Source organism: Pectobacterium actinidiae (assembly GCF_000803315.1).
Lineage (GTDB): Bacteria > Pseudomonadota > Gammaproteobacteria > Enterobacterales > Enterobacteriaceae > Pectobacterium > Pectobacterium actinidiae.
This window is the reverse complement of record NZ_JRMH01000001.1, coordinates 382,970-407,193: the sequence shown is the minus strand read 5'-3', so window position 1 is coordinate 407,193 and position 24,224 is coordinate 382,970. Positions and strand designations below refer to the sequence as shown.

The 24,224-nt window shown below is 51.3% G+C and carries 25 protein-coding genes; 15 read left to right on the top strand and 10 right to left on the bottom strand.

Going from position 1 to position 24,224, the window contains the following annotated elements:
- The first annotated feature begins 119 nt into the window (after positions 1-119).
- Both KKH3_RS01705 and sstT read left to right on the top strand, forming a co-directional pair.
- Positions 120-1,073 carry a TerC family protein gene (locus tag KKH3_RS01705; protein ID WP_039313037.1) on the top strand — a complete coding sequence of 318 codons (954 nt, stop codon included), beginning with the start codon at positions 120-122 and terminating at the stop codon, positions 1,071-1,073.
- Between the two features lie 453 nt (positions 1,074-1,526).
- A complete protein-coding gene (sstT, locus tag KKH3_RS01700) occupies positions 1,527-2,774 on the top strand; it encodes a serine/threonine transporter SstT (RefSeq protein WP_039355248.1) in 1,248 nt (415 codons plus the stop codon).
- Positions 2,775-2,846: 72 nt separating this feature from the next.
- Here the strand turns inward: sstT and KKH3_RS01695 are convergent, their stop codons facing one another.
- The 4 genes from KKH3_RS01695 to uxaC all read right to left on the bottom strand — a co-directional run bounded on the left by KKH3_RS01695 (position 2,847) and on the right by uxaC (position 7,966).
- Positions 2,847-3,377 (bottom strand): YgjV family protein, encoded by a 531-nt coding sequence (locus KKH3_RS01695; RefSeq protein WP_039355247.1) that lies wholly within the window; start codon positions 3,375-3,377, stop codon positions 2,847-2,849.
- Between the two features lie 89 nt (positions 3,378-3,466).
- Positions 3,467-4,957: a UxaA family hydrolase gene (locus KKH3_RS01690; RefSeq protein ID WP_039355246.1), complete on the bottom strand. Its 1,491-nt coding sequence runs from the start codon at positions 4,955-4,957 to the stop codon at positions 3,467-3,469.
- A gap of 19 nt (positions 4,958-4,976) precedes the next feature.
- The gene (locus KKH3_RS01685) at positions 4,977-6,443 is read right to left on the bottom strand and encodes a tagaturonate reductase (RefSeq protein WP_039355245.1); all 1,467 of its coding nucleotides are present in this window, start codon (positions 6,441-6,443) and stop codon (positions 4,977-4,979) included.
- Positions 6,444-6,556: 113 nt separating this feature from the next.
- On the bottom strand, positions 6,557-7,966 hold the full coding sequence (gene uxaC / locus KKH3_RS01680) for a glucuronate isomerase (RefSeq protein WP_039355244.1): 1,410 nt from the start codon (positions 7,964-7,966) through the stop codon (positions 6,557-6,559).
- Positions 7,967-8,380: 414 nt separating this feature from the next.
- Here uxaC and KKH3_RS01675 point away from each other — a divergent pair, with 414 nt between their 5' ends.
- The 10 genes from KKH3_RS01675 (at position 8,381) to KKH3_RS01630 (ending at position 15,607) form a co-directional block, all read left to right on the top strand.
- Positions 8,381-9,682 carry an MFS transporter gene (locus KKH3_RS01675; protein ID WP_039355243.1) on the top strand — a complete coding sequence of 434 codons (1,302 nt, stop codon included), beginning with the start codon at positions 8,381-8,383 and terminating at the stop codon, positions 9,680-9,682.
- Between the two features lie 196 nt (positions 9,683-9,878).
- Positions 9,879-10,655, top strand: coding sequence for a transcriptional regulator ExuR (gene exuR, locus KKH3_RS01670; RefSeq protein WP_039355242.1), 777 nt, complete (start codon positions 9,879-9,881; stop codon positions 10,653-10,655).
- A gap of 527 nt (positions 10,656-11,182) precedes the next feature.
- Entirely contained in the window at positions 11,183-11,866 is a 684-nt protein-coding gene (locus KKH3_RS01665; RefSeq protein ID WP_039355241.1) for a DedA family protein, read from the top strand.
- 2 nt (positions 11,867-11,868) lie between these two features.
- Positions 11,869-12,264, top strand: a complete 396-nt coding sequence (gene mzrA / locus KKH3_RS01660) for an EnvZ/OmpR regulon moderator MzrA (protein WP_039355240.1) — start codon at positions 11,869-11,871, stop codon at positions 12,262-12,264.
- 5 nt (positions 12,265-12,269) lie between these two features.
- Complete coding sequence (locus KKH3_RS01655) at positions 12,270-12,659, top strand: DUF1090 domain-containing protein (protein WP_039355239.1); 390 nt, start codon at positions 12,270-12,272, stop codon at positions 12,657-12,659.
- A 173-nt stretch (positions 12,660-12,832) separates the two neighbouring features.
- Positions 12,833-13,138: an ElaB/YgaM/YqjD family protein gene (locus tag KKH3_RS01650; protein ID WP_039355238.1), complete on the top strand. Its 306-nt coding sequence runs from the start codon at positions 12,833-12,835 to the stop codon at positions 13,136-13,138.
- Between the two features lie 13 nt (positions 13,139-13,151).
- Positions 13,152-13,547, top strand: coding sequence for a phage holin family protein (locus tag KKH3_RS01645; RefSeq protein ID WP_039355237.1), 396 nt, complete (start codon positions 13,152-13,154; stop codon positions 13,545-13,547).
- Positions 13,544-13,834, top strand: a complete 291-nt coding sequence (locus KKH3_RS01640; RefSeq protein ID WP_039355236.1) for a YqjK-like family protein — start codon at positions 13,544-13,546, stop codon at positions 13,832-13,834. The genes KKH3_RS01645 and KKH3_RS01640 overlap by 4 nt, the downstream gene beginning before the upstream one ends.
- Positions 13,835-14,107: 273 nt before the next feature.
- Positions 14,108-14,503, top strand: a complete 396-nt coding sequence (locus KKH3_RS01635; protein ID WP_010298854.1) for a DoxX family protein — start codon at positions 14,108-14,110, stop codon at positions 14,501-14,503.
- 108 nt (positions 14,504-14,611) lie between these two features.
- Positions 14,612-15,607, top strand: coding sequence for a glutathione S-transferase family protein (locus tag KKH3_RS01630; RefSeq protein WP_039355235.1), 996 nt, complete (start codon positions 14,612-14,614; stop codon positions 15,605-15,607).
- A gap of 71 nt (positions 15,608-15,678) precedes the next feature.
- Here KKH3_RS01630 and KKH3_RS01625 read toward each other — a convergent pair whose 3' ends face one another.
- Positions 15,679-16,575 carry a LysR family transcriptional regulator gene (locus KKH3_RS01625; RefSeq protein ID WP_039279321.1) on the bottom strand — a complete coding sequence of 299 codons (897 nt, stop codon included), beginning with the start codon at positions 16,573-16,575 and terminating at the stop codon, positions 15,679-15,681.
- 112 nt (positions 16,576-16,687) lie between these two features.
- On the opposite strand from KKH3_RS01625, the gene KKH3_RS01620 reads away from it, so the two are divergent.
- Together KKH3_RS01620 and zur are read left to right on the top strand one after the other, a co-directional pair.
- Positions 16,688-17,386 (top strand): pirin family protein, encoded by a 699-nt coding sequence (locus KKH3_RS01620; protein ID WP_039355234.1) that lies wholly within the window; start codon positions 16,688-16,690, stop codon positions 17,384-17,386.
- Between the two features lie 122 nt (positions 17,387-17,508).
- The gene (gene zur / locus KKH3_RS01615; RefSeq protein ID WP_039355233.1) at positions 17,509-18,018 is read left to right on the top strand and encodes a zinc uptake transcriptional repressor Zur; all 510 of its coding nucleotides are present in this window, start codon (positions 17,509-17,511) and stop codon (positions 18,016-18,018) included.
- A gap of 44 nt (positions 18,019-18,062) precedes the next feature.
- On the opposite strand, the gene KKH3_RS01610 is transcribed toward zur, so the two are convergent.
- The 3 genes from KKH3_RS01610 to KKH3_RS01600 form a co-directional block, all read right to left on the bottom strand.
- Entirely contained in the window at positions 18,063-18,272 is a 210-nt protein-coding gene (locus tag KKH3_RS01610; protein ID WP_010282913.1) for a CsbD family protein, read from the bottom strand.
- Between the two features lie 462 nt (positions 18,273-18,734).
- Positions 18,735-19,343 carry a transcriptional repressor LexA gene (lexA, locus tag KKH3_RS01605; protein WP_039355232.1) on the bottom strand — a complete coding sequence of 203 codons (609 nt, stop codon included), beginning with the start codon at positions 19,341-19,343 and terminating at the stop codon, positions 18,735-18,737.
- 110 nt (positions 19,344-19,453) lie between these two features.
- Entirely contained in the window at positions 19,454-19,819 is a 366-nt protein-coding gene (locus KKH3_RS01600) for a diacylglycerol kinase (RefSeq protein ID WP_039279313.1), read from the bottom strand.
- A 127-nt stretch (positions 19,820-19,946) separates the two neighbouring features.
- Here KKH3_RS01600 and plsB point away from each other — a divergent pair, with 127 nt between their 5' ends.
- Complete coding sequence (gene plsB, locus KKH3_RS01595; RefSeq protein WP_039355231.1) at positions 19,947-22,460, top strand: glycerol-3-phosphate 1-O-acyltransferase PlsB; 2,514 nt, start codon at positions 19,947-19,949, stop codon at positions 22,458-22,460.
- Positions 22,461-22,602: 142 nt separating this feature from the next.
- On the opposite strand, the gene ubiA is transcribed toward plsB, so the two are convergent.
- Positions 22,603-23,466, bottom strand: a complete 864-nt coding sequence (gene ubiA, locus KKH3_RS01590) for a 4-hydroxybenzoate octaprenyltransferase (RefSeq protein ID WP_039355230.1) — start codon at positions 23,464-23,466, stop codon at positions 22,603-22,605.
- A 34-nt stretch (positions 23,467-23,500) separates the two neighbouring features.
- Positions 23,501-24,010 (bottom strand): chorismate lyase, encoded by a 510-nt coding sequence (gene ubiC, locus KKH3_RS01585; protein WP_039355229.1) that lies wholly within the window; start codon positions 24,008-24,010, stop codon positions 23,501-23,503.
- Positions 24,011-24,224 lie beyond the last annotated feature (214 nt).

Genomic DNA, 24,224 nt, shown 5'->3' with positions numbered 1-24,224 from the left:
CTTCATTAATGTTGTAAGTGAGACCTTGCCGGAAGGCGAGGTGCATTTGCAGCTTTAATAACAAGCGGCCAGCGTCCTTCCGATGTTGGCCGTTTTTGTTTCTATTTAAGGATCTTGCTATGCACACCATCGGCACGCCATGGTTATGGGGCAGCTTCGCTGCCATTGTTATAGTGATGCTGGCCATCGACCTGCTCTATCAAGGGCGCAAAGGGTCGACGGTAATGACGTTCAAACAGGCTGCCGTCTGGTCTATCATCTGGGTCACGCTCTCTCTGCTGTTCAACGCCGGTTTCTGGTGGTATCTGGATGGCACGATGGGTCGCGAGGTTGCCAACGCCCAGTCTCTGGCTTTCCTGACCGGTTATTTGATCGAGAAAGCGCTTGCCGTCGATAACGTCTTCGTCTGGCTGATGCTATTCGGCTACTTCGCCGTTCCCCCGCAATACCAACGTCGCGTGCTGATTTACGGCGTGTTGGGTGCCATCGTTCTCAGAACGCTGATGGTGTTTGGCGGCAGTTGGCTCGTCACGCAGTTCCAGTGGCTACTCTACGTGTTCGGTGCGTTCCTGCTGTTCACCGGCCTTAAAATGGCGCTGGCTAAAGAAGATGGTGGAGCGATAGGCGACAAGCCGCTGGTGCGCTGGCTACGTAGCCGTCTGCGCATGACGGATAGCATCGAGAATGAAAAATTCTTCGTCCGTCGTAACGGTATACTGTATGCCACGCCGCTGTTTCTGGTGCTGATTATGGTTGAAATCAGCGACGTGATTTTCGCCGTCGACAGTATCCCGGCTATTTTCGCCGTCACGACCGATCCCTTTATCGTACTGACGTCAAACCTGTTCGCTATTCTGGGTCTGCGTGCGATGTACTTCCTGCTGGCTGGCGTGGCTGAACGCTTCTCGCTGTTGAAATATGGCCTGGCCGTCATCCTGATCTTCATTGGTACCAAGATGATGCTCATCGATATTTTCCATATTCCGGTGGCGATTTCTCTGGGCGTTGTTGCCAGCATTCTGATCATCACCATGTTGATCAACGTCTGGGTGAACAAGCGCGCCGAACGTTAATGTTTCCCCTTCTCTCCGCACGGTTCCTACCGTGTGGAGACTCTTTCCTCATTCACGCGTTTCTATATTCAACCGTCCCTATACACGCGCCAGGCAAAAATCAGCGCAGCGCAACGGCACTCAGGGTGCCGGACAAAAATACCCGTCATAAAAAAACGTCAGGAGCGTTTTTCAACGTTGCGTAGCAACGGCCCGCAGAGTGACGGACAAAAATGCCCGTCATAAAAAAACGTCAGGAGCGTTTTTCAACGTTGCGTAGCAACGGCCCGTAGGGTGACGGACAAGGATGTCCGTCATAAAAAATCACATCATCGCTTTTCTCAAAAACAAATTTTCATATACTGACACGTGCAAACACATTTCGTTACGGAAATAAAAAGTCACCCGGTTCATGCCAGAGGTGCCAGATCCGTACAGACAACCACTTAGCGGAACGGTTACGCCGTCAATATTATGAACACTCAACAGTCTCGTTTCTTGCAGTACATTGCTCATGGCAGTTTGGTTAAACAGATCCTTCTGGGGCTGGCAGCCGGTATTATTCTGGCTTCTCTGTCCACGCAGGCCGCGTTGGCCGCTGGTTTATTGGGCACCCTGTTCGTTGGTGCCCTGAAGGCCGTCGCGCCTGTTCTGGTATTGGTGCTGGTCATGGCGTCTATCGCTAACCACCAGCAAGGGCAGAAAACCAATATCCGCCCGATCCTGTTTCTTTACCTCATCGGCACCTTCTCAGCAGCGCTGATTGCCGTCGTGCTCAGCGTCCTCTTCCCTTCTACGTTGGCGCTCAGCGCCCAGGCCACCGACATCACGCCGCCATCAGGCATTGTCGACGTGCTGAAAGGGCTGTTGATGAGCGTCATCGCCAACCCAATTCACGCCCTGCTGAATGCGAACTACATCGGTATTCTGGTCTGGGCTGTTGGTTTGGGCATTGCGTTCCGCCACGGTTCAGACAGTACGAAAAGCATGATTACTGATGCCTCGAACGCGGTCACCATGATTGTGCGCGTGGTGATTCGTTTCGCGCCGCTGGGGATTTTCGGTCTGGTCGCATCAACACTGGCGGAAACGGGCTTCGGCGCACTCTGGGGCTATGCCCATCTGTTGATGGTGCTGATTGGCGGTATGCTGCTGGTCGCGCTGGTGGTCAACCCGCTGATCGTTTACTGGAAGATTCGCAGTAACCCTTACCCACTGGTGCTACGCTGCCTGCGCGAGAGCGGCGTGACGGCATTCTTCACCCGCAGTTCTGCCGCTAACATTCCGGTAAATATGGAACTGTGCCGCAAGCTGAATCTGGATGAAGACACCTATTCTGTTGCCATCCCGCTGGGTGCCACCATCAATATGGCGGGCGCCGCCATTACCATCACGGTGCTGACGCTAGCCGCCGCCCATACTTTGGGTATTCAGATTGACGTGCCGACCGCGCTGCTGCTCAGCGTCGTCGCATCGCTGTGTGCCTGTGGCGCATCGGGCGTAGCGGGTGGTTCACTGCTGTTGATTCCACTGGCGTGCAGCATGTTTGGTATCTCCAACGATATCGCCATGCAGGTAGTGGCGGTCGGATTCATCATCGGCGTCTTGCAAGATTCCGCAGAAACCGCCGTCAACTCCTCAACGGATGTGATGTTTATCGCCGCCGTGTGTCACGCGGAAGACGCCAAATTGGCGGAAAAAGAGCGCTTGAATCTGCTGTAACCGATTTGGGATTGATTATCAGGCCGCTCGTTTAAAAACGAGCGGCGTTAACGTGACAAGAAACACCTGAAATTACGCTTTCTTCTCCGCGCTAAAAGGATCAATACCGCGCTGCTGCATACGCCAGAAGCGGATGATGTTAAAACCATTCATCAGCAAGAAACTGCCTTCGATCAGCGATCCGCCAATCGATCCCAGCCAGATATTATGCGTAACCCAGCAAGCGGTTGAGCACCACATCACGCAGCGTGTCGTCAGCCCAGAAGTACGAAACAGCGCCCAGGTACTGGCGACCGTACTCGCTATCGGCAGCAGTTCCATCGCATGCTTCATGCCTGATAAACCAAAGAACAACGTCAGTGAGATAAAGACAAACATCACAAGGATGTTGTGTGTTTTCAGTGAAATGAGCGTACGTGCCGAGTTCAATAATGCGCTGGCACCTGCGGCATTTGCTCCCATCAGGAAGAAATGCAGGCCAATGACGGCGCTGTATGCCGAGAGCTGTATTTTGAATTTTTTATCGTTACGGTTGAAAAACATAGTGATACCGACGACAAATGCCAGTACACCAACAGACTGGGCAATCCAATAATGTGTCATGATCCCTGCCTCTAAAAAGTTGTGGCGAAAAAAAACGGTGCCATTATAAAAATGAAACACCGTTTTATTTTAATTGGAATGAATTGTATTTACAACGTCACGCCGCTCTTAAAGATCGCTAATTCGCGGAAGTCATTCACCTCATTCTTCGTACGCTTGCCATCAGCAATCTCGACAATCAGATCAACGAACTGGCTCAGCAGTTCATCCATCGGCATGTCGTGGATCAAACGCCCCGCATCGAAATCAATCCAGTGCGGTTTCTTCTTCGCCAGTTCGCTGTTGGTCGCCAGTTTTACGGTTGGCACGAATCCGCCGTAAGGTGTGCCGCGCCCAGTACTGAACAGCACCATATGGCAACCGGCTCCCGCCAGCGCGCTGGTTGCCACGGCATCATTCCCCGGAGCACTAAGCAGGTTGAGCCCGGGGGTATGTAAGCGCTCACCATATTTCAGTACGTCCACCACTTTGCTCTGTCCGGCTTTTTGCGTACAGCCCAGTGATTTCTCTTCCAGCGTGGTGATCCCCCCCGCTTTGTTACCCGGCGATGGATTCTCGTAGATCGGTTGGTTATGGGCGATGAAGTACTGTTTGAAGTCATTGACCATGTGCACGGTTTTCTCAAACGTGGCTTCGTCACGGCAACGGCTCATCAGAATACGTTCCGCACCGAACATTTCCGGCACTTCGGTCAACACGGTGGTACCACCGTTCTCAATCAAATAATCGGAGAAACGGCCTAATAGCGGGTTAGCAGTAATACCGGATAACCCATCGGAGCCACCGCATTCCAGACCAAACTTCAGCTCGCTCAGCTTACCCGGCTCGCGTTTGTCATGGCGCATAGCCTCATACAGCGTATGCAGCCGCTCCAGACCCGCTTCGACTTCATCGTCCTGCTGCTGGCACACCATGAACGTCACGCGATCGGAATCAAAATCACCCAGCGTCGTACGGAATGCATCAACCTGATTGTTTTCACATCCCAGACCGATCACCAGTACCGCACCCGCATTCGGATGACGCACCATGTTTTGCAGCATCGTACGGGTGTTTTCGTGATCCTGACCAAGCTGTGAGCAGCCGAAGGTATGACTAAACAGATAAACACCGTCAATCCCTTCCGCATCGTTGGTTTCTTTGAGGAAACGCTGCTGAATCTGACGCGCAATTCCGTTCACACAACCGACGGTTGGCAGGATCCACAGCTCATTACGGATACCGACATCGCCATTTTGACGACGATAGAGCTGTACATCCCGATCGCCCATCTGCGGTGGCAGTTCGAGAAATTCAGGCTGGTACTGATATTCATCCAGATCGCTCAGATTGGTTTTCGCATTCTGGGAATGGATGTGTTCTCCGGGAGCAATAGACACCAGAGCATGGCCGATTGGCAGGCCATACTTGGTAATCATTTCTCCCGGTGCGATGGTTTCCAGCGCGAACTTATGCCCGCGCACGACAGGTTGCTGAAGTGTCACCGTATGGCTATCCACCGACACCGTTTCGCCTTGCTCGACATCACGCAAGGCGACAGCCACATTGTCCAGAGAATGAATTTTTATAATACTTTGCATGGATAACCCTTCTTGCTAATTAGCAATACCCTTCCACAGCTGCGCGCATGCCGCGTTCAACAATGGTTTGTAACTGTTCAGTCACCTGAGCGGCCAGGCCTGGAACCTGTGTTAAATCCTGTCCCCAGTGATCGGCATCACGCAGTACGACATTCACCAGCTCAGCCAGGCTGACGGTGTTTTCTTTTACGCCCGCCCACAGTGTGGAATAACGTTCCAGCCAGTGTGCATCGTCCTGCAACGGATAGGTTTGCAACGCATCGCCTTCACCGCTGCGCTCACCGCGATAGAATGCAATCAAGGCCGCTAGCGCAAACGTCAAGCGAGCAGGCAGTTCACCGTGACGCTCACGGTAGGTCAGCAGTTGCGGCAGAATGCGGGTGCGGAATTTGGTCATGCCATTGAGCGAGATAGATAACAGCTGATGCTGAATGAACGGGTTACGGAAGCGGCTTAGCACAGCCTGAGCAAACGACGTCAGTTCGTCATGCGGCAAATCCAATACCGGCACAATCTCTTCGGCAATGGTCTTTTCTACGAATGTGCCAATCAGGGCATCATTCATCGATTCGCCAACGGTATCCAAACCAGCGAGGAATGCTACCGGCACCAGCGCAGTATGGGCACCATTGAGAATCGCCACTTTACGTTCTTTGTACGGCTTGATGTCATCAACGATACGAACGTTCAGATCTAGCTTGTTCAGGCGCAATTCTTCCGCCAACCACTGTGGCCCCTGAATCACGAACAGGTAGAAATGCTCCGCCGTATCCCAAAAGGTATCCTGATAGCCCATTTCCTGCTGTAGCGCTTCCACTTCGGCACGCGGGTAGCCCGTGACAATACGGTCGACCAGCGTTGAGCAGAAGGTATTGTGATCGTTCAGCCAGGCGGTAAACGTTGGCGTCAGTTTCCACTGTGCGGCATAGCGCAACACCAGCTCTTTCAGCGCCACGCCGTTGTAATCAATCAGCTCGCACGGCAGCAGCACCCAGCCTTTATCCGCCGCGCCGTCAAAATGACAGAAGCGCTCATACAGCAGACGGGTTAACTTCGCCGGAAAGCTGACAGGCGGCGCGTCGTTCAGGCAGTCATCGGCGTGATAGCTGATACCCGCTTCGGTGGTATTAGAGAACACGAAGCGGATATTCGGATCGTGCGCCAGCGCCAGATACGCATCGAACTGGCGGTACACATTAATTTCACGGTTTACCGAACGGATCAGACGCGGTTCGCGAACGGCCTCGCCCTGTTCATTCAGACCACGGATAATGGTGGTGTACAGCCCATCCTGAGTGTCCAGCGCGGGCGGGAAGTCGGAATCGATCGGGCGAACAACGACAATGCCCGCATCCAGATCGGTGTGCTCATTCAGTAAATCCAACTGCCAGTCGACGAAAGCGCGCAGGAAATTACCTTCACCAAACTGGATAACACGATCCGGGTGTTGACGGCCGGGGAAGTTACGACGATTTAACGTTTGCATTAACAGGCTACCTTAAGACAAAAGACCGAGACATCGAGAACCGCGGCGTAAGTCCCTTTGGGAATCTTACCGCCGCGCCTCTCGCGTAATTCACACCTGACGACGCCGTGGAATTACAGCTCGATAGCAAAATAGTTTTTAGCGTTATCGAAACTGATGTTTTTCACCATTTCGCCCAGCAAAGGCAGATCGGCTGGCGCTTCGCCATCTTCCACCCAGCGGCCAATCATCTGGCACAGGATGCGGCGGAAATATTCATGACGGGTATAAGACAGGAAGCTGCGGCTATCGGTCAGCATGCCGACGAAGCGGCTCAGCAGACCAAGCTGTGCTAACTGGGTCATCTGACGTTGCATGCCGTCCTTCTGATCGTTGAACCACCAGCCAGAACCGAACTGCATCTTGCCCGGCATCCCTTCGCCCTGGAAGTTGCCGATCATGGTGCCGAGCACTTCGTTATCACGCGGGTTCAGGCAGTAAAGAATGGTTTTCGGCAGCAGATTTTCTTCATTCTGCTTGCTGAGCAAACGAGACAGTTCCTGAGCCAGCGGGCGGTCATTGATGGAATCAAAGCCGACATCCGGCCCCAACAGCTTGAACTGACGCAGGTTGTTGTTGCGCAGTGCGCCAATGTGGTACTGCTGAACCCAGCCGCGACGAGCATACTCCGCCCCCAGCCAGACCAGAACACCGGTCTTGAACTGTGCCACTTCATGCTCACTCAGCGTGTCGCCTGAAAGACGACGCGCCAGAATACTGTCCAGCGTTGACTCATCCGCTTCGGCAAACATCACGACATCCAGCGCATGGTCAGACACTTTACAGCCGTGTGCCGCGAAGTGATCCAGACGCTTGGTCAGTGCCGTTTGCAGATCGCTGAAACGACGAATGTCGGTGTCAGAGACTTCACCCAGTTTCGCCATATAGTCGTTGAAGGTTGCCAGTTCAATGTTAAACGCTTTATCTGGCCGCCAGCTCGGCAACACTTTGATAGAGAAGCTTGAATCCTGAGCAACGGTTTGATGATGGCGCAGATCGTCAATCGGATCGTCCGTCGTACCGACCATTTTCACGTTCATCTGCTGCATGATGCCGCGTGCGGTAAAGTCATCGCGCTCCAGCATGGCATTACAACGATCCCAAATGTCTTTTGCCGTGCTCGGCGACAGCAGCGTGCCGGTGACGCCAAATGGACGACGCAATTCCAGGTGCGTCCAGTGGTAGAGCGGGTTGCCGATGGTGTGCGGCACGGTAGCAGCCCAGGCTTCAAATTTTTCCCAATCGCTGGCATCACCCGTACACAAACGTTCAGGCACGCCGTTGGTGCGCATCGCACGCCATTTGTAGTGATCGCCTTTCAACCAGATGTCATACAAATTTTTGAAGCGATAGTTTTCCGCGATCTGTTCAGGCGGCAAATGGCAATGATAGTCAAATATCGGCTGATCGACGGCATATTCATGATAAAGACGACGGGCAAATTCACTGTCTAACAGAAAATCTTCACTCAGAAACTGGGGCATGTTCTCTTCCTTACCGTGCTTCTTGTGCACCAAATTAGTTGACCGTTAAAAGATATCACACCAATTATGCGCGATATCTCACAGTATTTGTGAGGTCATGATCGCAAAAATGTAACAAACAGTACAATAACTCAGCACTTATCACCAAAAATGGCTTGTCTCTCTCGGCTTAAGCGAGAAATTCGCTATTCCATATAAAAATAATGGTTTTGTGATATCACTCAACTTTTAAAGATGTATGACAAATTATTGTAGCGCTGCCTTAAACAGGGATTCAATCGCTATCTCACAAAGAGAAGGGTTTTCCTGTTCAGCACAACAACAAAACGTGTCGTACAACATCACAAGACACATCACACCGTGACGCTACTCAAGAGCCATCACAGTGTTTTTATTGACTCGGAGAGAAAGTAAATGCGTAAAATCAAAGGATTACGCTGGTATATGATCGGCCTGGTGACCATTGGCACCGTGCTGGGATATCTGACGCGTAATGCAATATCTGTCGCCGCCCCGACGCTACAGGATCAATTGCACATTACTACACAGCAGTACTCTTACATCGTTGCTGCCTACTCAGCCTGTTATACCATTATGCAGCCCATCGCAGGCTATGTGCTGGATTTGCTTGGCACAAAAATCGGCTATGCCATGTTCGCCATCCTGTGGGCAATCTTCTGTATGGGAACCGCACTCGCAAACAGCTGGGGGGGTTTAGCTATCGCGCGCGGCGCGGTGGGTATGGCGGAAGCGGCGATGATTCCTGCCGGCCTGAAAGCCAGCAGCGAATGGTTCCCGGCAAAAGAGCGCTCTGTCGCAGTCGGTTACTTCAACGTCGGCTCATCCATTGGCGCGATGATTGCACCACCGCTGGTGGTATGGGCGATTGTGGCACACAGTTGGGAAATGGCTTTTATCATTACCGGTGCGTTGAGCATGGTGTGGGCCATTTGCTGGCTCGTTTTTTATAAACACCCCAAAGATCAGAAAAAACTTAGCGATGAAGAACGCGACTATATTCTTAGCGGGCAGGAAGCACAGCACCAAACCAATAACGCAAAGAAAATGTCAGCCTGGCAAATCCTGCGTAACCGTCAATTCTGGGGTATCGCCCTGCCGCGCTTTCTGGCTGAACCCGCCTGGGGAACGTTCAACGCGTGGATCCCGCTATTCATGTTTAAAGCCTACGGCTTTAATCTGAAAGAAATCGCCATGTTCGCCTGGATGCCGATGCTGTTCGCCGATATCGGCTGCATTCTGGGTGGCTACCTGCCGATGCTGTTCCAGAAATATTTCAAAGTGAACCTGATCGTTTCCCGCAAGCTGGTGGTGACCATGGGGGCAATACTGATGATTGCACCGGGAATGATCGGGCTGTTCTCTAGCCCTTACGTCGCCATCGCGCTGCTGTGCGTCGGTGGCTTCGCGCATCAGTCGCTGTCCGGCGCACTGATTACCCTGTCATCCGACGTATTTGGCCGTAATGAAGTGGCCACGGCAAACGGTTTGACGGGTATGGCAGCCTGGATGGCAAGTACCCTATTTGCATTGGTTGTGGGCGCGCTGGCCGATACGCTGGGCTTCAGCCCGCTGTTTGCTGCATTGGCCGTCTTCGATTTGTTAGGTGCCGTCGTCATCTGGACGGTGTTGAAAAACCAACCCGCTTCAGAAGTTGCAGCCGCAACTGAAACATTGAAAGAAGCCAACCAGCACTGATAGCCCCTGCATTATCCTGGCTCATCCGGTATGATCTGCTACCGGGTGAGCCACCTCCCCGCGATAACTGTGACCACAATATTGGTTGCTGCTATGATTAAGTGGTATAACAAATCATCCCTGAAAGATTAACGAGATAGACACTCAGGCCCTGACGTGGCACATGGACCGTCATCTATCAAGAGTAGGCATCATCATGGCACTCACTGAACCCCGACGGCTATACCAGCAATTAGCCGCAGAATTAAAACAGCGCATTGAAAGCGGTATGTATCAGGTCGGCGAAAAATTACCGGCAGAGCGCTATATTTCTGAAGAAATGAACGTCAGCCGTACTGTGGTGCGCGAAGCCATCATCATGCTGGAAGTTGAAGGGTACGTTGAAGTACGCAAGGGCTCAGGCATTCACGTTATTTCCAACCAGCAGAAGCATCCATTCATTAATAGCGGCAACATTGAATTCGTCGCGGCTGGTCCGTTTGAGCTGCTTCAGGCTCGACAGCTCATTGAAAGCAACATTGCTGAATTTGCGGCCACGCAGGTGACCCGTCAGGACATCATCCAACTGATGGAAATTCAGGAATACGCGCGTCAGGAAGATCGTTTTCGTGATTCTCAGTGGGATCTCAAATTTCACGTTCAGGTCGCGTTAGCAACGCAAAACTCTGCGATGGCAACGATCGTCGAAAAAATGTGGAGCCAGCGGATCCACAATCCTTACTGGCGTAAGCTGCATGAACACATTGACGACAAATCAATTGAAAGCTGGTGCGAAGAGCACGATCGCATCCTTAAAGCACTGATTCGCAAAGATCCTTACGCGGCCAAGCTGGCGATGTGGCAACATCTGGAAAATACCAAACAGATGCTGTTTCGCGCCACAACGGATGATTTTGAGTTTAACGTCGATCGCTACATGTTCGCCGAAAACCCGGTCGTTCATCTCGACCAAATACACACGGGCAAATCCTAAATGTGCATCCTCCCCCTCGTTTTAAGCGAAGGGGACAGTTTTGAATCAGAGGGAAAAAGTCAGAAAACGTTGATTTCTGTCAGCGAGTGTAAAATATCGCAGAAATCCCCACTCTTCCTCGAAAAATCCCCCTAAACCGCCTCAGTTGTCGTAATATTTTCCTGTCTCAGTAACACCTATTTTGTTACAGTTAACGTGTCTTTCTTACGCTTAATCCGTCGCTTTGGATGCAAAGTTTGCCAAGACCAAACAATCCGCAAGCAGCCTGTTTATCGGATTCGCCGCGAAAAGCGAGCATCAAGTCAGACACCAGCATCACTGTCGGGCGGAAAAAACAGAGATCATCAAAAAATCATAATCCTGTGCCCTGATCTACCCTAAAGCATTCAAGTTTCAGGCAGGCAACAGCCAACGCACATGCAACTTGAAGTATGACGGGAATAACACTGTATTCACTCTTATCATGTCCAGAAGCGTGATTGTCGCCAAGGCTAAAATGCAACAGCAGTAAGTATTAGGAATACCGGATGGAATTAATCAAAGAACTGTTAAACGCACTCTGGCATCAGGATTTCGATATTTTAGCCGACCCGAAGCTGGTATGGACCATCTACATATTATTGTTTCTGATTATCTTTCTGGAAAATGGCCTGCTCCCTGCCGCTTTCTTGCCCGGCGATAGCCTGCTCATTTTGGTCGGCGTCCTCGTCGCCAAAGGCACCATGAATTACCCTTTTACGATATTTCTCCTGACGACGGCCGCCAGCCTCGGCTGTTGGGTAAGCTATATCCAGGGGAAATGGCTTGGCAATACGGGAATGGTTCAGGGCTGGCTATCACATTTGCCCGCGCACTATCACCAACGCGCCCACCAGCTCTTCCACCGTCATGGCTTGTCCGCGCTGTTAGTTGGCCGCTTCCTGGCTTTTGTCAGAACGTTACTGCCTACCATCGCAGGCTTGTCGGGCCTGAATAACGCGCGCTTTCAGTTCTTTAACTGGATGAGCGGGTTCCTGTGGGTGTTTATTCTGGTTACGCTGGGCTTCGCCTTAGGGAAAACAACGGTCTTCCTGAAATATGAAGACGAACTGATGTTCTGCCTGATGATGCTACCGCTGGTGCTGCTGTTTATCGGCCTGTTTGGATCGCTTTTTGTCCTGTGGCGTAAAAAACGTGACACCAAAGCAGATAATGCAGAAAAAGGGAGCTAACCGTGTCAATGAGTGGATTATTCCCTAAGCTCTTTTCCAAAAAAGCAGGCCGCATACTACTATTGATTGCGCTGCCCATGATTGCGTTGACGCAGTCCCAATCACTACGTCATTCCCAAGACGATGCAATGCTACACATCAAGCCTTATGACGGTGCCGCGTTGCCAGATGGCTTTTACGTGTATCAGCGTCTCAATGAAAAAGGGATTGCGATCAAAAGCATTACACCAGAGCAAGATAGCCTGATCGTCCGTCTTGCTTCACCGGAACAGAGTGTCGCTGCCAGAGATGTCCTGCGTTTGTCTCTACCTAAAGTCACCATTACCGCGCAGCAGGCGACAACCCCGACACCATTCTGGCAGCAGAAACTCACACAGAAACAATCTAAACTGGGGTGACGACTATGAAACTATCTCCATCCATTATTGCCTTATCTATCCTGCTTTCCGGTCACGCTGTTGCTAATACCGCCAATCCGGTGGAAACCTGTCAGCAAAAAGCGCAGGATATTCAGCGCCAAATTGATGAAGCACGTAAGCACGGTAATCAGAACCGTATCAATGGTTTAGAGAAGGCGTTGGACGGCGTGAAAACCCACTGTACGGATGCCGGGCTAGCAGAGAAACGTCAGGAAACCATTGCGGAAAAACGCAAAGACGTCGCGGAACGACAGCAAGAATTGAATGAAAGCCGCCAGAAAGGGGATGACGCCGAAAAGATCCTCAAGCGCGAAAAAAAGCTGGCTGAAGCCGAGCAGGAATTGCGCGCCGCAGAAAGTGGCACGTCTCAATAATCCATCTTACACATCCCTATAAAACACACAGCAACTGTTCATTTTATACTCAAAAAATAAATCACTAAAATTTACAGCGAGTTATCAGAATTGTCCGTACTCATTTTGGGCGGCATAAATTTCAGCTTCAGCTATAGTTAATTCTCAGGTTTAAAACATTAAGGGTTATTAATATGGCTAAAGATCAAAATTCTGAGTACCTACGCACCGAATTGAAATCACTGGCGGACACGCTAGAAGAAGTATTAAGTACCTCCAGCGATAAATCTAAAGCGGAACTCGACAAGCTGCGTAGTAAGGCAGAAAGCGCGCTGAAAGAAACCCGTAGTCGCCTGAGCGATACGGGTGAGCGCATCGCTTCGCAAACCAAAGAAGCGGTTGAGTCTGCGGACGATTATGTACGCCAGAACCCGTGGACCGGTGTCGGCATTGGCGCAGCAGTCGGTGTCGTGCTTGGCGTCCTGCTGTCTCGTCGCTAATTAGCGGATTGCTATGACGGATAAATCACAAAAAGGCCCCGCAAGCGGGGTCATGGCTTCTGCTCAGCGCATCATCTCCATTATTGTCAGCATGGTAGAAAGCCGCGTTCGACTGGCCGTAATTGAATTAGAGGAAGAAAAAGCCAATCTGATTCAATTGCTCATTATGGTCGGCCTGACGCTGCTTTTTGCTACTTTTGGCATTATGAGCCTGATTGCGCTGATCATCTGGGGTATCGATCCGCAATATCGTCTCTTTGCACTGGGGTGTATTACTGCCACATTGCTTGGACTGGCGCTGATAGGCGGCATATGGACGCTCCTGAAGGTACGTCGTTCCACCTTGCTCAAAGCGACGCGTAAAGAGCTGGCGACCGACAGATCGCTGCTGGAGGATGAGACCAAGTGAGCGAGCGTCAACAGCGAGACAGAGAAAAAGCCCAGCTGCTGCGCCGGATACAACAGCAGCGGCTGGATTTATCGGCCGGTAAAAAACACTGGCTGGATACCACCGCCCGCTACGATCGTGGCTGGCAAAGCCTGATGCAGTGGCGTAAATACTGGATCGTGGGCTCCAGCCTCGTGGCACTTTATGGTGTGCGCCATCCCAGCCGTATGATCCGCTGGGGACGCCGCCTCGTCGGGCTCTGGGGAACCGTCAAACTCGTCCGCAAAACGTTTGAGCCACGTCCGTAATCCTTCCTATCGACCTGGCGATCTGCCTTTGCTATACGCCATTATTCACTTCATATTTGCCTGACGCGCTCACGTCATTGCAGCGCGTTCTTGCATCATTCACTGAACATCAATTTTTCTGAAATACAGCAACAATTATACTCGCTGGTAGCCTAAATCATCTCTCTATACTATCTGCCCATAACCTGATGGCGGGCCACGTTTTCAGACAACACCCGCTACAACAAGCACAACAGGGCGATATAGCCCACAATAAAATCAATTGGAGAGATGATGAAAAATTTAGAAAGTACTGCACTGCTGGTTGCACGTATCTTAATGCCAATTCTGTTTATCGTTGCAGGTTACGGTAAGCTGGGTGATGCCTATGCAGGCACACAACAATACATGCAGGCAATGGGGGTTCCGACCTTCCTGCTGCCGCTGACCATTCTCCTGGAACTGGGTGGCGGTTTGGCGGTTCTGTTCGGCCTGCTGACTCGTACTGTCGCGCTGTTCACCGCGGGCTTTACTCTGCTGACTGCACTGATTTTCCACTCTAACTTTGCGGAAGGCATGAACCAGCTGATGTTCATGAAAAACCTGACCATCGCTGGCGGCTACCTCCTGCTGGCTGTAACTGGCCCAGGCGCATTCAGTATCGACCGCCTGCTGGGCAAGAAGTGGTAAGACGAGCCTTGTCCGGCCTGTACTACACTTAATAGTCGAATAACGAATTAGACGGCAAGCCCACACAGCTTGCCGTCGCTTTGTCATCACTCACTAACGGGAGGATTTATGGGACAACTGGTTGACGGCGTATGGCACGATACCTGGTATGAAACCAAATCTACCGGCGGACATTTCAAGCGTTCAGAATCCGCATTCCGCAACTGGGTCACGCCTGATGGTGCACCCGGTCTCACTGGCACAGGAGGCTTTCCTGCCCAATCTGGCCGTTATCATCTCTATGTTTCGCTCGCCTGCCCGTGGGCACACCGCACGTTGCTCATGCGACAGTTGAAAGGGTTAGTCGATCACATCGCCGTTTCAGTCGTGCATCCGCTTATGCTCGATCATGGCTGGACGTTCGGTACCGATTTTGAAGCGGCGACAGGTGACTCACTCTATCAGCACGAATTCCTTTACCAGCTCTATCTGCATGCCATGCCAGACTACAGCGGTCGGGTAACCGTGCCCGTCTTATGGGATACCGAGCAGCACACCATCGTGAGTAACGAATCCGCCGATATCATCCGCATGCTGAACAGCGCTTTTGATGGCGTGGGAGCAACAGTGGGAGATTATTACCCAGAAGCGCTACGTGCTCAGATTGACGAACTGAACGGCTGGATTTACGACAAGGTCAACAACGGTGTTTACAAAGCCGGTTTTGCGACAAGCCAGTCAGCCTATGATGAATCCGCCACGACCGTTTTCGCCGCGCTATCCGATCTGGAGAGCATTCTGGCGAAACAGCGCTACCTGACGGGCGAACAGTTAACCGAAGCCGACCTGCGACTGTGGACGACGCTGATCCGTTTCGATCCGGTCTATCACACGCATTTTAAATGCGATAAATATCGCCTGAGTGATTACCCAAATCTGTTCGGTTTTCTGCGTGATATTTATCAGATACCCGGCATCGCCGATACCGTCGATATGGCGCATATTCGTCACCACTACTACCGTAGCCACGGCACGATTAATCCGCATGGCGTGATATCGCTGGGTCCAGAGCAAGATCTCAACCAGCCTCATCAGCGTGATAAGACGTTTATCAATTTATACTGAGATGTTGTCGCTGCGCGATGAAGAGCAAGGCAAGGTGTGGTTCCACACCTTGCTACAGAAAAATGCAGGATTTAAGGCTGGTTAAGCAGTTTTGGAATTTCACGCAGGAACCAGGATTTCGCCTCACCCATGCTGTCTCGCCGCCACGCCATAATAATCTGGCTTTCCATCTGATGCTCCGGCCCAATGACCAGTAAACGCCCTTCGGCAATATCTTGCGCCACCATTGGATAAGGCATGGTCGCGACGCCTAATCCCGCCAGCAGCGCACGCCGCTTATCATCCAGCGAACTCACCGTCAGACGTTGCTGTTTATCCAACAGCTGCACGGTCAGTACCGGGCGTTCGCGCGCAGTATCCGCCACCGCAATCCCACGATATTTTACCCGGGTTGCATCCGATAACGGTTCAGGTTCCTGATGAATCGGATGCTCTGGGCTGGCAACATAAACGTTATTCATCGTGTACAGCTTACGGGTGTTCATTTCGGAAGAGGCACGAAAATGCATGTCCGGCGCAATCACGATATCGGCTCGCCCTTGTTCAAGGCGCTCCCACGCCCCCGCCAGCACTTCCGTCAGAATCGATACCTGCGTATTGGCTTTGAGCGCCAGTTTATCGATTAATGGGAAAATCCGCTGAGTCGGAATCAGGGCTTCCGTCACAATCGTCAGGTGCGTTTCCCAGCCGCGAGCCAGCGCTTCTGCATCCGTAGTGAGTTTATCCGCCGCTTCCAGCAGGATACGTCCGCGTTCCAGCAGCATCCGTCCGACATTCGTGAATTTAGTACGATGGCCGGAACGATCGAACAGCACCACATCTAACTCTTCTTCCAGTTTCTGCATGGTATAGCTCAGTGCCGAAGGCACCCTACCCAGCTCGTCTGCCGCAGCGGCAAAGCTGCCACGGCGATCGATCGCATCCATCACCCTCAACGCTTCAAGCGTCAATGCTCGTTCTTTCGCCATCTTCGTACTCATTCAGGAATTTTGAACATACCCACCAGATTAACTAGCTAACAATCCAACGTCCACACAATTACTATCGGTTTAATAAATAATTCTCTGGGGGATAAAAATTATGATCACACGAAGAGCAGCGGGGCAATGCGGCCAGGCCGACTATGGCTGGTTACAGGCTCGCTATACCTTTTCTTTTGGTCACTATTTTGACCCACAGCTGCTGGGCTACGCTTCTCTGCGCGTGCTCAATCAGGAAGTATTGGCACCGGGGGCCTCATTCCAGCCGCGAACCTACCCACGGGTTGATATTCTGAACATTATTCTTCAGGGCGAAGCGGAATACCGCGACAGCAACGGTTGCCACATTCAGGCTAAAACCGGAGATGTGCTGTTGCTCGCCACTCAGCCAAACGTCAGCTATAGCGAACATAATACCAGCGCCAATAAGCCGCTGACGCGGCTGCAATTATGGCTGAATGCCTGCCAGACCCGAGAGAACAGCCCGTTGCAGCGTATGGGGTTAAATTCATCAAACCACACTCTGCTTGCTTCACCGGAAGGTGAACACAACAGCCTGCAACTGCGACAGCAGGTTTGGATCCATCATGTCGATCTCCAGCAGAATGAGCAAAGCACGATCGCGCTACAGGGGAATCAGGCGTATCTCCAGCTAATCCACGGTTCAATGGCGGTGAAAGGCAGCCAGAACAGTGAAACACTACACTGCGGCGACGGTGCTTTTATTAAGGACGAAACGGTGTTGACGCTACAGGCAGAGTCGCCTTTGCGGGCACTGCTCATCGATCTGGTTGTGTAGCACTTCTGTCCGCTGTTTTTGTAGGGAGTTGTATTCGCAGGAAAACGCCGCCAGTTCGGCGTTTTTATTCAGTCGTGGTAAGATATCCGTCTTGTTCCTCAATGCGTCAGGGTGATATGACAATGGATTCAACCAAACAGGACAAACTTCTTGCCCAGGCTGAACAGATTTGTCAGCAGCGCGCTGTGCGTCTAACACCACAGCGGTTAGAGGTTTTACGCCTTATGGCACAGCAGTCTGGTGCTATTAGCGCTTATGACCTGCTGGATTTGCTGCGCGTTTCCGAGCCTCAGGCGAAACCGCCGACCGTCTATCGCGCGCTGGATTTTCTGCTGGAACAAGGCTTCATTCATCGAGTCGAATCAAACAACAGCTACGTGCTGTGTCACCATATCGAAGACCACAGCCATACATCTGCCCTTTTCATCTGCGATCGCTGCGGGCAGGTTACCGAGCGCCAAACCGAGGGTGTGGAAGAAACATTACGCAACCTGGCACAGCAGTCGGGGTTTACACTGCGCCACAGCGTTGTGGAAGCACACGGGTTATGTGGAGGCTGTCAGGAAGTCGCATCATGCAAGCAGCCGGATCATTGCGATCACGACCATACGGTTCCCATTAAAAAACGATAGCCCTAAGGGCTATCGTCTCTTTCAGCAAAGAAGCATCACGTTCGCTACCAGTGATATTTGTGATGCTCTTCCCAGTGTTTCACTTCTTTCTCTGCCGCTTCTTTTTCGTATCCGTAACGCTCCTGGATTCTCCCCACAAGCTGGTCACGTTTACCTTCGATGACCGTCAGATCGTCATCCGTTAATTTGCCCCATTGCTCTTTCGCTTTACCTTTAAACTGTTTCCAGTTACCGCTGGCTTGGTCTTTATTCATAAGAATCTCCGTACCTTAGGTGAATTGCGCATGAAAAAACCGTAACTACCGACTTATGCGTCAGTTTCAGATAAATAGGTTTATTCAGTAAGCAGCATCATAACTATGTGAAACATGACGGTACTCTTCGCCACTGTCTGCCTTGATTACCGGAGCTATCTACATGTGATAGCTAATGCTCAATCGGCAAACGATCAATCAAGATAAAAATGCTTACCTTGATAAAAATTATAGTCGAATATTTCACTTAAGATAAAAAAACAGGAATCTGTAACTGGATAGGGCATTAATAAAGGGAAATAACCACAAAAAGCAGTGATAAAACAGAGAGTAATGGAGATCGTAGAAAACGCGCACGAAATGTAACTAAATATATACGATGAGCAGATTAACACGCTAAAAGATTAACGCAAAACATGATGCACTGACCCGAACAGACGAGCAGTGCATCTCTGCGAATGGTTAGCTCCAGTCGCTGTTACGAATCACGCCAACGGCTAAACCTTCTATCGAAAAGCTTTGCTGACGCAGGTCGACAACAATCGGGGCAAACTCTTCATTTTCAGCGAGGAGGTGCACCATATTGCCTTGCTTTTTCAAGCGCTTCACCGTCACTTCATCGTCAATACGCGCGACGACAATCTGACCGTTACGCACATCTTCTGTTTTATGCACGGCCAGTAAATCGCCATCCATAATACCAATATTTTTCATCGACATACCGCTCACCCGCAGCAAGAAATCAGCGCTGGGTTTGAACATCGCAGGGTCAACCTGATAGTGACATTCGATATGTTCCTGCGCCAGCAGCGGTTCACCTGCGGCCACGCGACCAACCAGAGGAATACCCGTCTCTTCTTCCATCAGCAGACGAATACCACGAGAAGCGCCCGATACAATTTCAATCACACCTTTACGCGCCAGCGCTTTCAGATGTTCTTCAGCCGCATTGGGAGAGCGAAACCCCAGTTGTTGAGCAATTTCCGCGCGCGTTGGCGGCATTCCGGTTTGCGCAATATGATCGCGGATCAGGTCATAAACCTGCTGCTGCCTTGCTGTTAGTACTTTCATTCCGCCCCCTGGTTGTTTATACAGTCTTGCTGTGAGTATATACAGGTAAGGCACAATTGGGAATGAAGATATCGGCAAAGCCCCTGACTTTTACTCATTTATGCGCGCCGTCAGGCAAAATGTTGCCAGAGGATACTGCCCCACACGACAGCGGCTAACAAGATGGCAACAAAGACAGCAGCCGAACCGATATCTTTCGCCCGACCGGATAATTCATGATGCTCAAGTCCAATGCGATCGACCACCGCTTCAATGGCGCTGTTAGCCAACTCAAACAGCATAATCAATACCACAGACCCGATCAGCAGCAGTTTTTCGACCAGCGTAACCGGCAGCAAACACGCAACAATGACGCCGACAAGGGTCAGAATTGTCTCCTGACGAAACGCCGCCTCATGCTGCCACGCCTGCTTCAGTCCCTTAAAGGAATAACCGGTCGCCTTAATAATCCGGGTCATCCCCGTTGCTTTATTCATTTATCCTCCGCTATTTATGCAAAATAGTTCGCATTTTAACGCGCTCGTGTTGTCTCATCACCACAGATCTCCGGCGCAGTTTCTGGTATCCTTGCGGCGCATTGCTAACAAGAGGCTCCACGTTGTTATGTCAGGTTGGCGTAAAATTTACTATAAATTATTGAATCTCCCACTGAAATTGCTGGTGAAAAGCAAAGTCATTCCCGCAGATCCCGTGGTCGAGTTGGGGTTAGATCCCTCACGTCCTATACTCTATGTTCTGCCTTATAACTCTCAGGCGGATCTCTTGACGCTACGTGCGAAATGCCTGGCATTGGGGCTACCCGATCCTTCGGTATCGTTCGAATTCAATGGCGTCGAACTTCCTAGCCACGTCTTTATTAATGACGGGCCGCGTGTCTTCCGCTATTACGTTCCCAAGCAGAAATCCGTCAAGCTGTTCCACGACTATCTGGACTTGCATCGTGCCAATCCAGACTTAGACGTACAGATGGTGCCAGTTTCCGTGATGTTTGGGCGTTCTCCGGGTCGGGAAGGCCACTCTCAGGCCGCACCACACCTCCGGTTGCTCAACGGTATCGAGAAATTCTTCGCCGTCCTGTGGCTAGGCCGCGACAGTTTTGTCCGCTTCTCCAGTCCGGTGTCGCTGCGCTATATGGCGACCGAGCACGGCACTGACAAAACCATAGCCCACAAACTGGCGCGTGTCGCACGTATGCATTTCTCCCGCCAGCGTTTGGCGGCAGTTGGACCGCGCTTGCCGGTGCGTCAGGAGCTGTTCAACAAGCTGCTGGATTCCAAAGCGATCAAGAAAGCCGTAGACGATGAGGCGCGCAGTAAGAAGATTTCTTATGAGAAAGCGCAGCAGAATGCGATTGCGCTGATGGAAGAAATCGCCGCCGATTTCTCCTACGAGGCCGTGCGTCTGTCGGATCGCGTATTAAGCTGGACGTGGAACCGCCTTTATCAGGGGATTAACGTCCACAACGCCGAGCGTGTTCGCCAACTGGCACAGGATGGCCACGGTATTGTCTATGTGCCCTGCCACCGCAGCCACATGGATTACCTGCTGCTGTCCTACGTCCTGTACCATCAGGGTTTAGTGCCGCCACACATCGCCGCAGGCATCAACCTTAATTTCTGGCCAGCAGGACCGATCTTCCGCCGTCTTGGCGCATTCTTTATTCGCCGTACCTTCAAAGGCAACAAGCTGTATTCCACGATTTTCCGTGAATATCTGGGTGAGCTGTTTGCTCGCGGTTATTCGGTTGAATACTTCATGGAAGGCGGACGTTCACGCACGGGCCGTCTGTTAGAGCCGAAAACCGGTACGCTGGCGATGACCATTCAGGCCATGCTCAGAGGCGGTACGCGCCCTATCACGCTGGTACCGATTTATGTCGGCTACGAACATGTGATGGAAGTCGGCACCTATGCAAAAGAGCTGCGCGGTGCGGCGAAGGAGAAAGAAGGTTTTATGCAGATGGTGCGCGGTTTGCGCAAACTGCGTAATTTAGGTCAGGGTTATGTGAACTTCGGTGAACCACTCCCTCTGACAACCTATCTTAATCAGCATGTTCCGCAATGGCGTGATGCGATCGATCCCATCGAGGCACAGCGTCCAAGCTGGCTCACGCCGACGGTGCAAGATATCTCTATGGATATCATGGTGCGCATCAATAATTCCGCGGCAGCAAACGCGATGAACCTGTGCTCTACGGCCTTGTTAGCCTCGCGCCAGCGCTCACTGACGCGCGAACAAATGCACGAACAGCTGGATTGCTATCTACAGTTGCTGCGTCAGGTTCCTTATCATAAAGATATTACGGCACCGAAGAAGACAGCGGATGAACTGCTGGAACACGCGCTGGGCATGAACAAGTTTGAAGTCGAGAAGGATAGCATTGGCGATATCATCATTCTGCCACGCGAACAGGCAGTACTGATGACGTACTATCGCAATAATATCCAGCACCTGTTGGTCTTGCCGTCACTGCTTGCCAGCATCGTCATCCATCATCGTCGGATTACGCTTGACGACGTCGTGCGACAAATCACGTTGATCTATCCGCTGCTGCAAGCTGAGCTATTCCTGCACTATTCCAAAGAGCAGTTGCCGGACGTACTGGAAACGTTGGCTAACGAACTGATTCGACAAGAGCTACTGTGCAGTCGTGACGGTCAGTTAGCTATCAATCCGCCACGCATCCGTACACTGCAACTGCTGTCAGCAGGCGTGCGTGAAACGCTGCAACGCTATGCGATCACGTTGTCCTTGCTGTGCGCGAACCCAGCAATCAACCGTGGAACGCTGGAGAAGGAAAGCCGGAACATGGCACAGCGCCTGTCCGTTCTGCACGGAATAAATGCGCCGGAATTCTTTGATAAAGCGGTGTTCTCAACGCTGGTCGCAACCTTACGTACTGAAGGATATATCACCGACAGTGCGGAAACGGCGCAAGGCGATATCGTGGCAATCTACAATATCCTCGGCGATCTGATCACCCCGGAAGTTCGGTTAACGATCGAAAGCGCCAGCTCATCTGCTGACATGGAAGCCAACAATCAGTTGGGGATCGACAGTCAGATAGAAACCAATAATCCGGCAGTAGAAAACGCGGAAGAAACAAAGCAGGCGTAGTCGGACAGGAATCACGGGGAAATGGCGGATAACACGCCGCCATCAAACTGTAGATGTGTTTGGTATGACAAACATTTCAACGCCTTTCACCATAAAAAAAGCAGCGAGAAATCGCTGCTTTTTTTATCTCTGATAATTCGCTCTATAAGCCAAACAGCACGCCAATAAATATTGCCATACCCGCATATTTATTATTATGGAATGCCTTAAAACAGGCATCGCGCTCGCGCTCGGAAGTCAGCACTTGCTGATAAACGAACATTCCCGCAGCCACCAATAGCGAAATATAGTACGGCATTCCTAATCCGGTAATGATACCCAAAACCAGTAGCAGCGCCAGCATACCAAACTGCAATAACCCGATGATAAGATTGTCAAAACGACCAAATAGTATCGCCGTGGATTTCACGCCGATCTTAAGGTCATCATCACGATCCACCATCGCATATTGGGTATCGTAGGCGACCGTCCAGCAAATATACGCTAAAAACATCATCCAGCAGCTCGCTGGCAGGCTTTCACTCACCGCCGCATAAGCCATCGGAATTGACCAGCCAAACGCCGCGCCCAGCACAAACTGAGGAAGATGGCTGACCCGTTTCATAAACGGATAGACCCATGCCAGAACTAGCCCCGCAACGGACAGCCAGATCGTCATCTTATTCAGCGTCAGCACCAGACCAAACGCCAGCAAGACCAGCATGACAAACAGCACTTTGGCCGCTCGCTCGCTCACCTCACCGCTGGGTAAGGGGCGAGAAGCGGTACGTTTTACATGACCGTCAAAATGACGATCGGCATAATCATTGATGACGCAGCCAGCCGCACGCATTAAGAAAACGCCAGCGACAAAGACAAACAGCGTCCACGGAGCAGGCGCTCCCCCGCCCGCCAGCCACAGCGCCCATAGCGTTGGCCACAGCAGCAACAGAGAACCTATCGGTTTATCAATCCGCATCAAGCGACAATAAGCCAGCCATTTCCCTGCTGTAACACTTCTTTCCAAGGATTTATCTCCTCAAATTACCTGCCAACCTTCATCACCGGGTGAAATAAATCGGTGATTCCGGTAAGAAAAGCTCAGTCAACAATAACGGATGACCTGAAAGACACAGGCGAGAACGCCGCGCCCATAGGCCTTCGCAGCATCCGGTATGAATGTAGTCACGCGTCAGCGATTTTTGCTCAAATAGATAACGGCCTAACGGCTGCGTGCCTATTTTTGTCAGGGCTGAATCGGTGCCGTCGAGCGTTTGTTGTGGAACAAGGGTACGGCCGAACAGCCAGGGGCGATCGTCACCATACAACACCACTTCACGCAGCCAGTAACGCTCACTATATGGCAACTGTTCGCACTCTTCGCCCAGAGCCTGTGGCGTAATGAATCCCTCACGACAAAGTGTGACCTTGAGTTGGGCACAATATTTTTCAAGCCGCTGCGTCATCGAGCCGGCTTCCATCAGCCAGTCACCAATGTGCTCAGGTAATACCGAAGGGGGCTCAGTAAACCAGGAAATGGTGCGCAGAAGCGTAGACGCATCGTCAGACATTATCCCCACTCCAAACAGGGTATTTCTGTAATAAAGCATTCGTAAATAAAGTTAGCGTCCCTATTGTAGCGCAGAATGCTTACCCGATAACACGCTATAAACCAATTCATCCCTGATGTGGCAACATTTCAGCAATGCAGTGCATAAAAAAAGCACCACCCAGTCTCGCGACCAGATAGTGCTCTTTGAAGGACAGAAAGACGACTGTCTGTAA

Excerpts from the sequence above, each read along its gene's own strand:
- KKH3_RS01705 (WP_039313037.1), top strand. The coding sequence starts at position 120 with ATGCACACCATCGGCACGCCATGGTTATGGGGCAGCTTCGCTGCCATT.
- sstT (WP_039355248.1), top strand. The coding sequence starts at position 1,527 with ATGAACACTCAACAGTCTCGTTTCTTGCAGTACATTGCTCATGGCAGT.
- KKH3_RS01695 (WP_039355247.1), bottom strand. The coding sequence starts at position 3,377 with ATGACACATTATTGGATTGCCCAGTCTGTTGGTGTACTGGCATTTGTC.
- KKH3_RS01690 (WP_039355246.1), bottom strand. The coding sequence starts at position 4,957 with ATGCAAAGTATTATAAAAATTCATTCTCTGGACAATGTGGCTGTCGCC.
- KKH3_RS01685 (WP_039355245.1), bottom strand. The coding sequence starts at position 6,443 with ATGCAAACGTTAAATCGTCGTAACTTCCCCGGCCGTCAACACCCGGAT.
- uxaC (WP_039355244.1), bottom strand. The coding sequence starts at position 7,966 with ATGCCCCAGTTTCTGAGTGAAGATTTTCTGTTAGACAGTGAATTTGCC.
- KKH3_RS01675 (WP_039355243.1), top strand. The coding sequence starts at position 8,381 with ATGCGTAAAATCAAAGGATTACGCTGGTATATGATCGGCCTGGTGACC.
- exuR (WP_039355242.1), top strand. The coding sequence starts at position 9,879 with ATGGCACTCACTGAACCCCGACGGCTATACCAGCAATTAGCCGCAGAA.
- KKH3_RS01665 (WP_039355241.1), top strand. The coding sequence starts at position 11,183 with ATGGAATTAATCAAAGAACTGTTAAACGCACTCTGGCATCAGGATTTC.
- KKH3_RS01655 (WP_039355239.1), top strand. The coding sequence starts at position 12,270 with ATGAAACTATCTCCATCCATTATTGCCTTATCTATCCTGCTTTCCGGT.
- KKH3_RS01650 (WP_039355238.1), top strand. The coding sequence starts at position 12,833 with ATGGCTAAAGATCAAAATTCTGAGTACCTACGCACCGAATTGAAATCA.
- KKH3_RS01645 (WP_039355237.1), top strand. The coding sequence starts at position 13,152 with ATGACGGATAAATCACAAAAAGGCCCCGCAAGCGGGGTCATGGCTTCT.
- KKH3_RS01635 (WP_010298854.1), top strand. The coding sequence starts at position 14,108 with ATGAAAAATTTAGAAAGTACTGCACTGCTGGTTGCACGTATCTTAATG.
- KKH3_RS01630 (WP_039355235.1), top strand. The coding sequence starts at position 14,612 with ATGGGACAACTGGTTGACGGCGTATGGCACGATACCTGGTATGAAACC.
- KKH3_RS01625 (WP_039279321.1), bottom strand. The coding sequence starts at position 16,575 with ATGGCGAAAGAACGAGCATTGACGCTTGAAGCGTTGAGGGTGATGGAT.
- KKH3_RS01620 (WP_039355234.1), top strand. The coding sequence starts at position 16,688 with ATGATCACACGAAGAGCAGCGGGGCAATGCGGCCAGGCCGACTATGGC.
- zur (WP_039355233.1), top strand. The coding sequence starts at position 17,509 with ATGGATTCAACCAAACAGGACAAACTTCTTGCCCAGGCTGAACAGATT.
- KKH3_RS01610 (WP_010282913.1), bottom strand. The coding sequence starts at position 18,272 with ATGAATAAAGACCAAGCCAGCGGTAACTGGAAACAGTTTAAAGGTAAA.
- lexA (WP_039355232.1), bottom strand. The coding sequence starts at position 19,343 with ATGAAAGTACTAACAGCAAGGCAGCAGCAGGTTTATGACCTGATCCGC.
- KKH3_RS01600 (WP_039279313.1), bottom strand. The coding sequence starts at position 19,819 with ATGAATAAAGCAACGGGGATGACCCGGATTATTAAGGCGACCGGTTAT.
- plsB (WP_039355231.1), top strand. The coding sequence starts at position 19,947 with ATGTCAGGTTGGCGTAAAATTTACTATAAATTATTGAATCTCCCACTG.
- ubiC (WP_039355229.1), bottom strand. The coding sequence starts at position 24,010 with ATGTCTGACGATGCGTCTACGCTTCTGCGCACCATTTCCTGGTTTACT.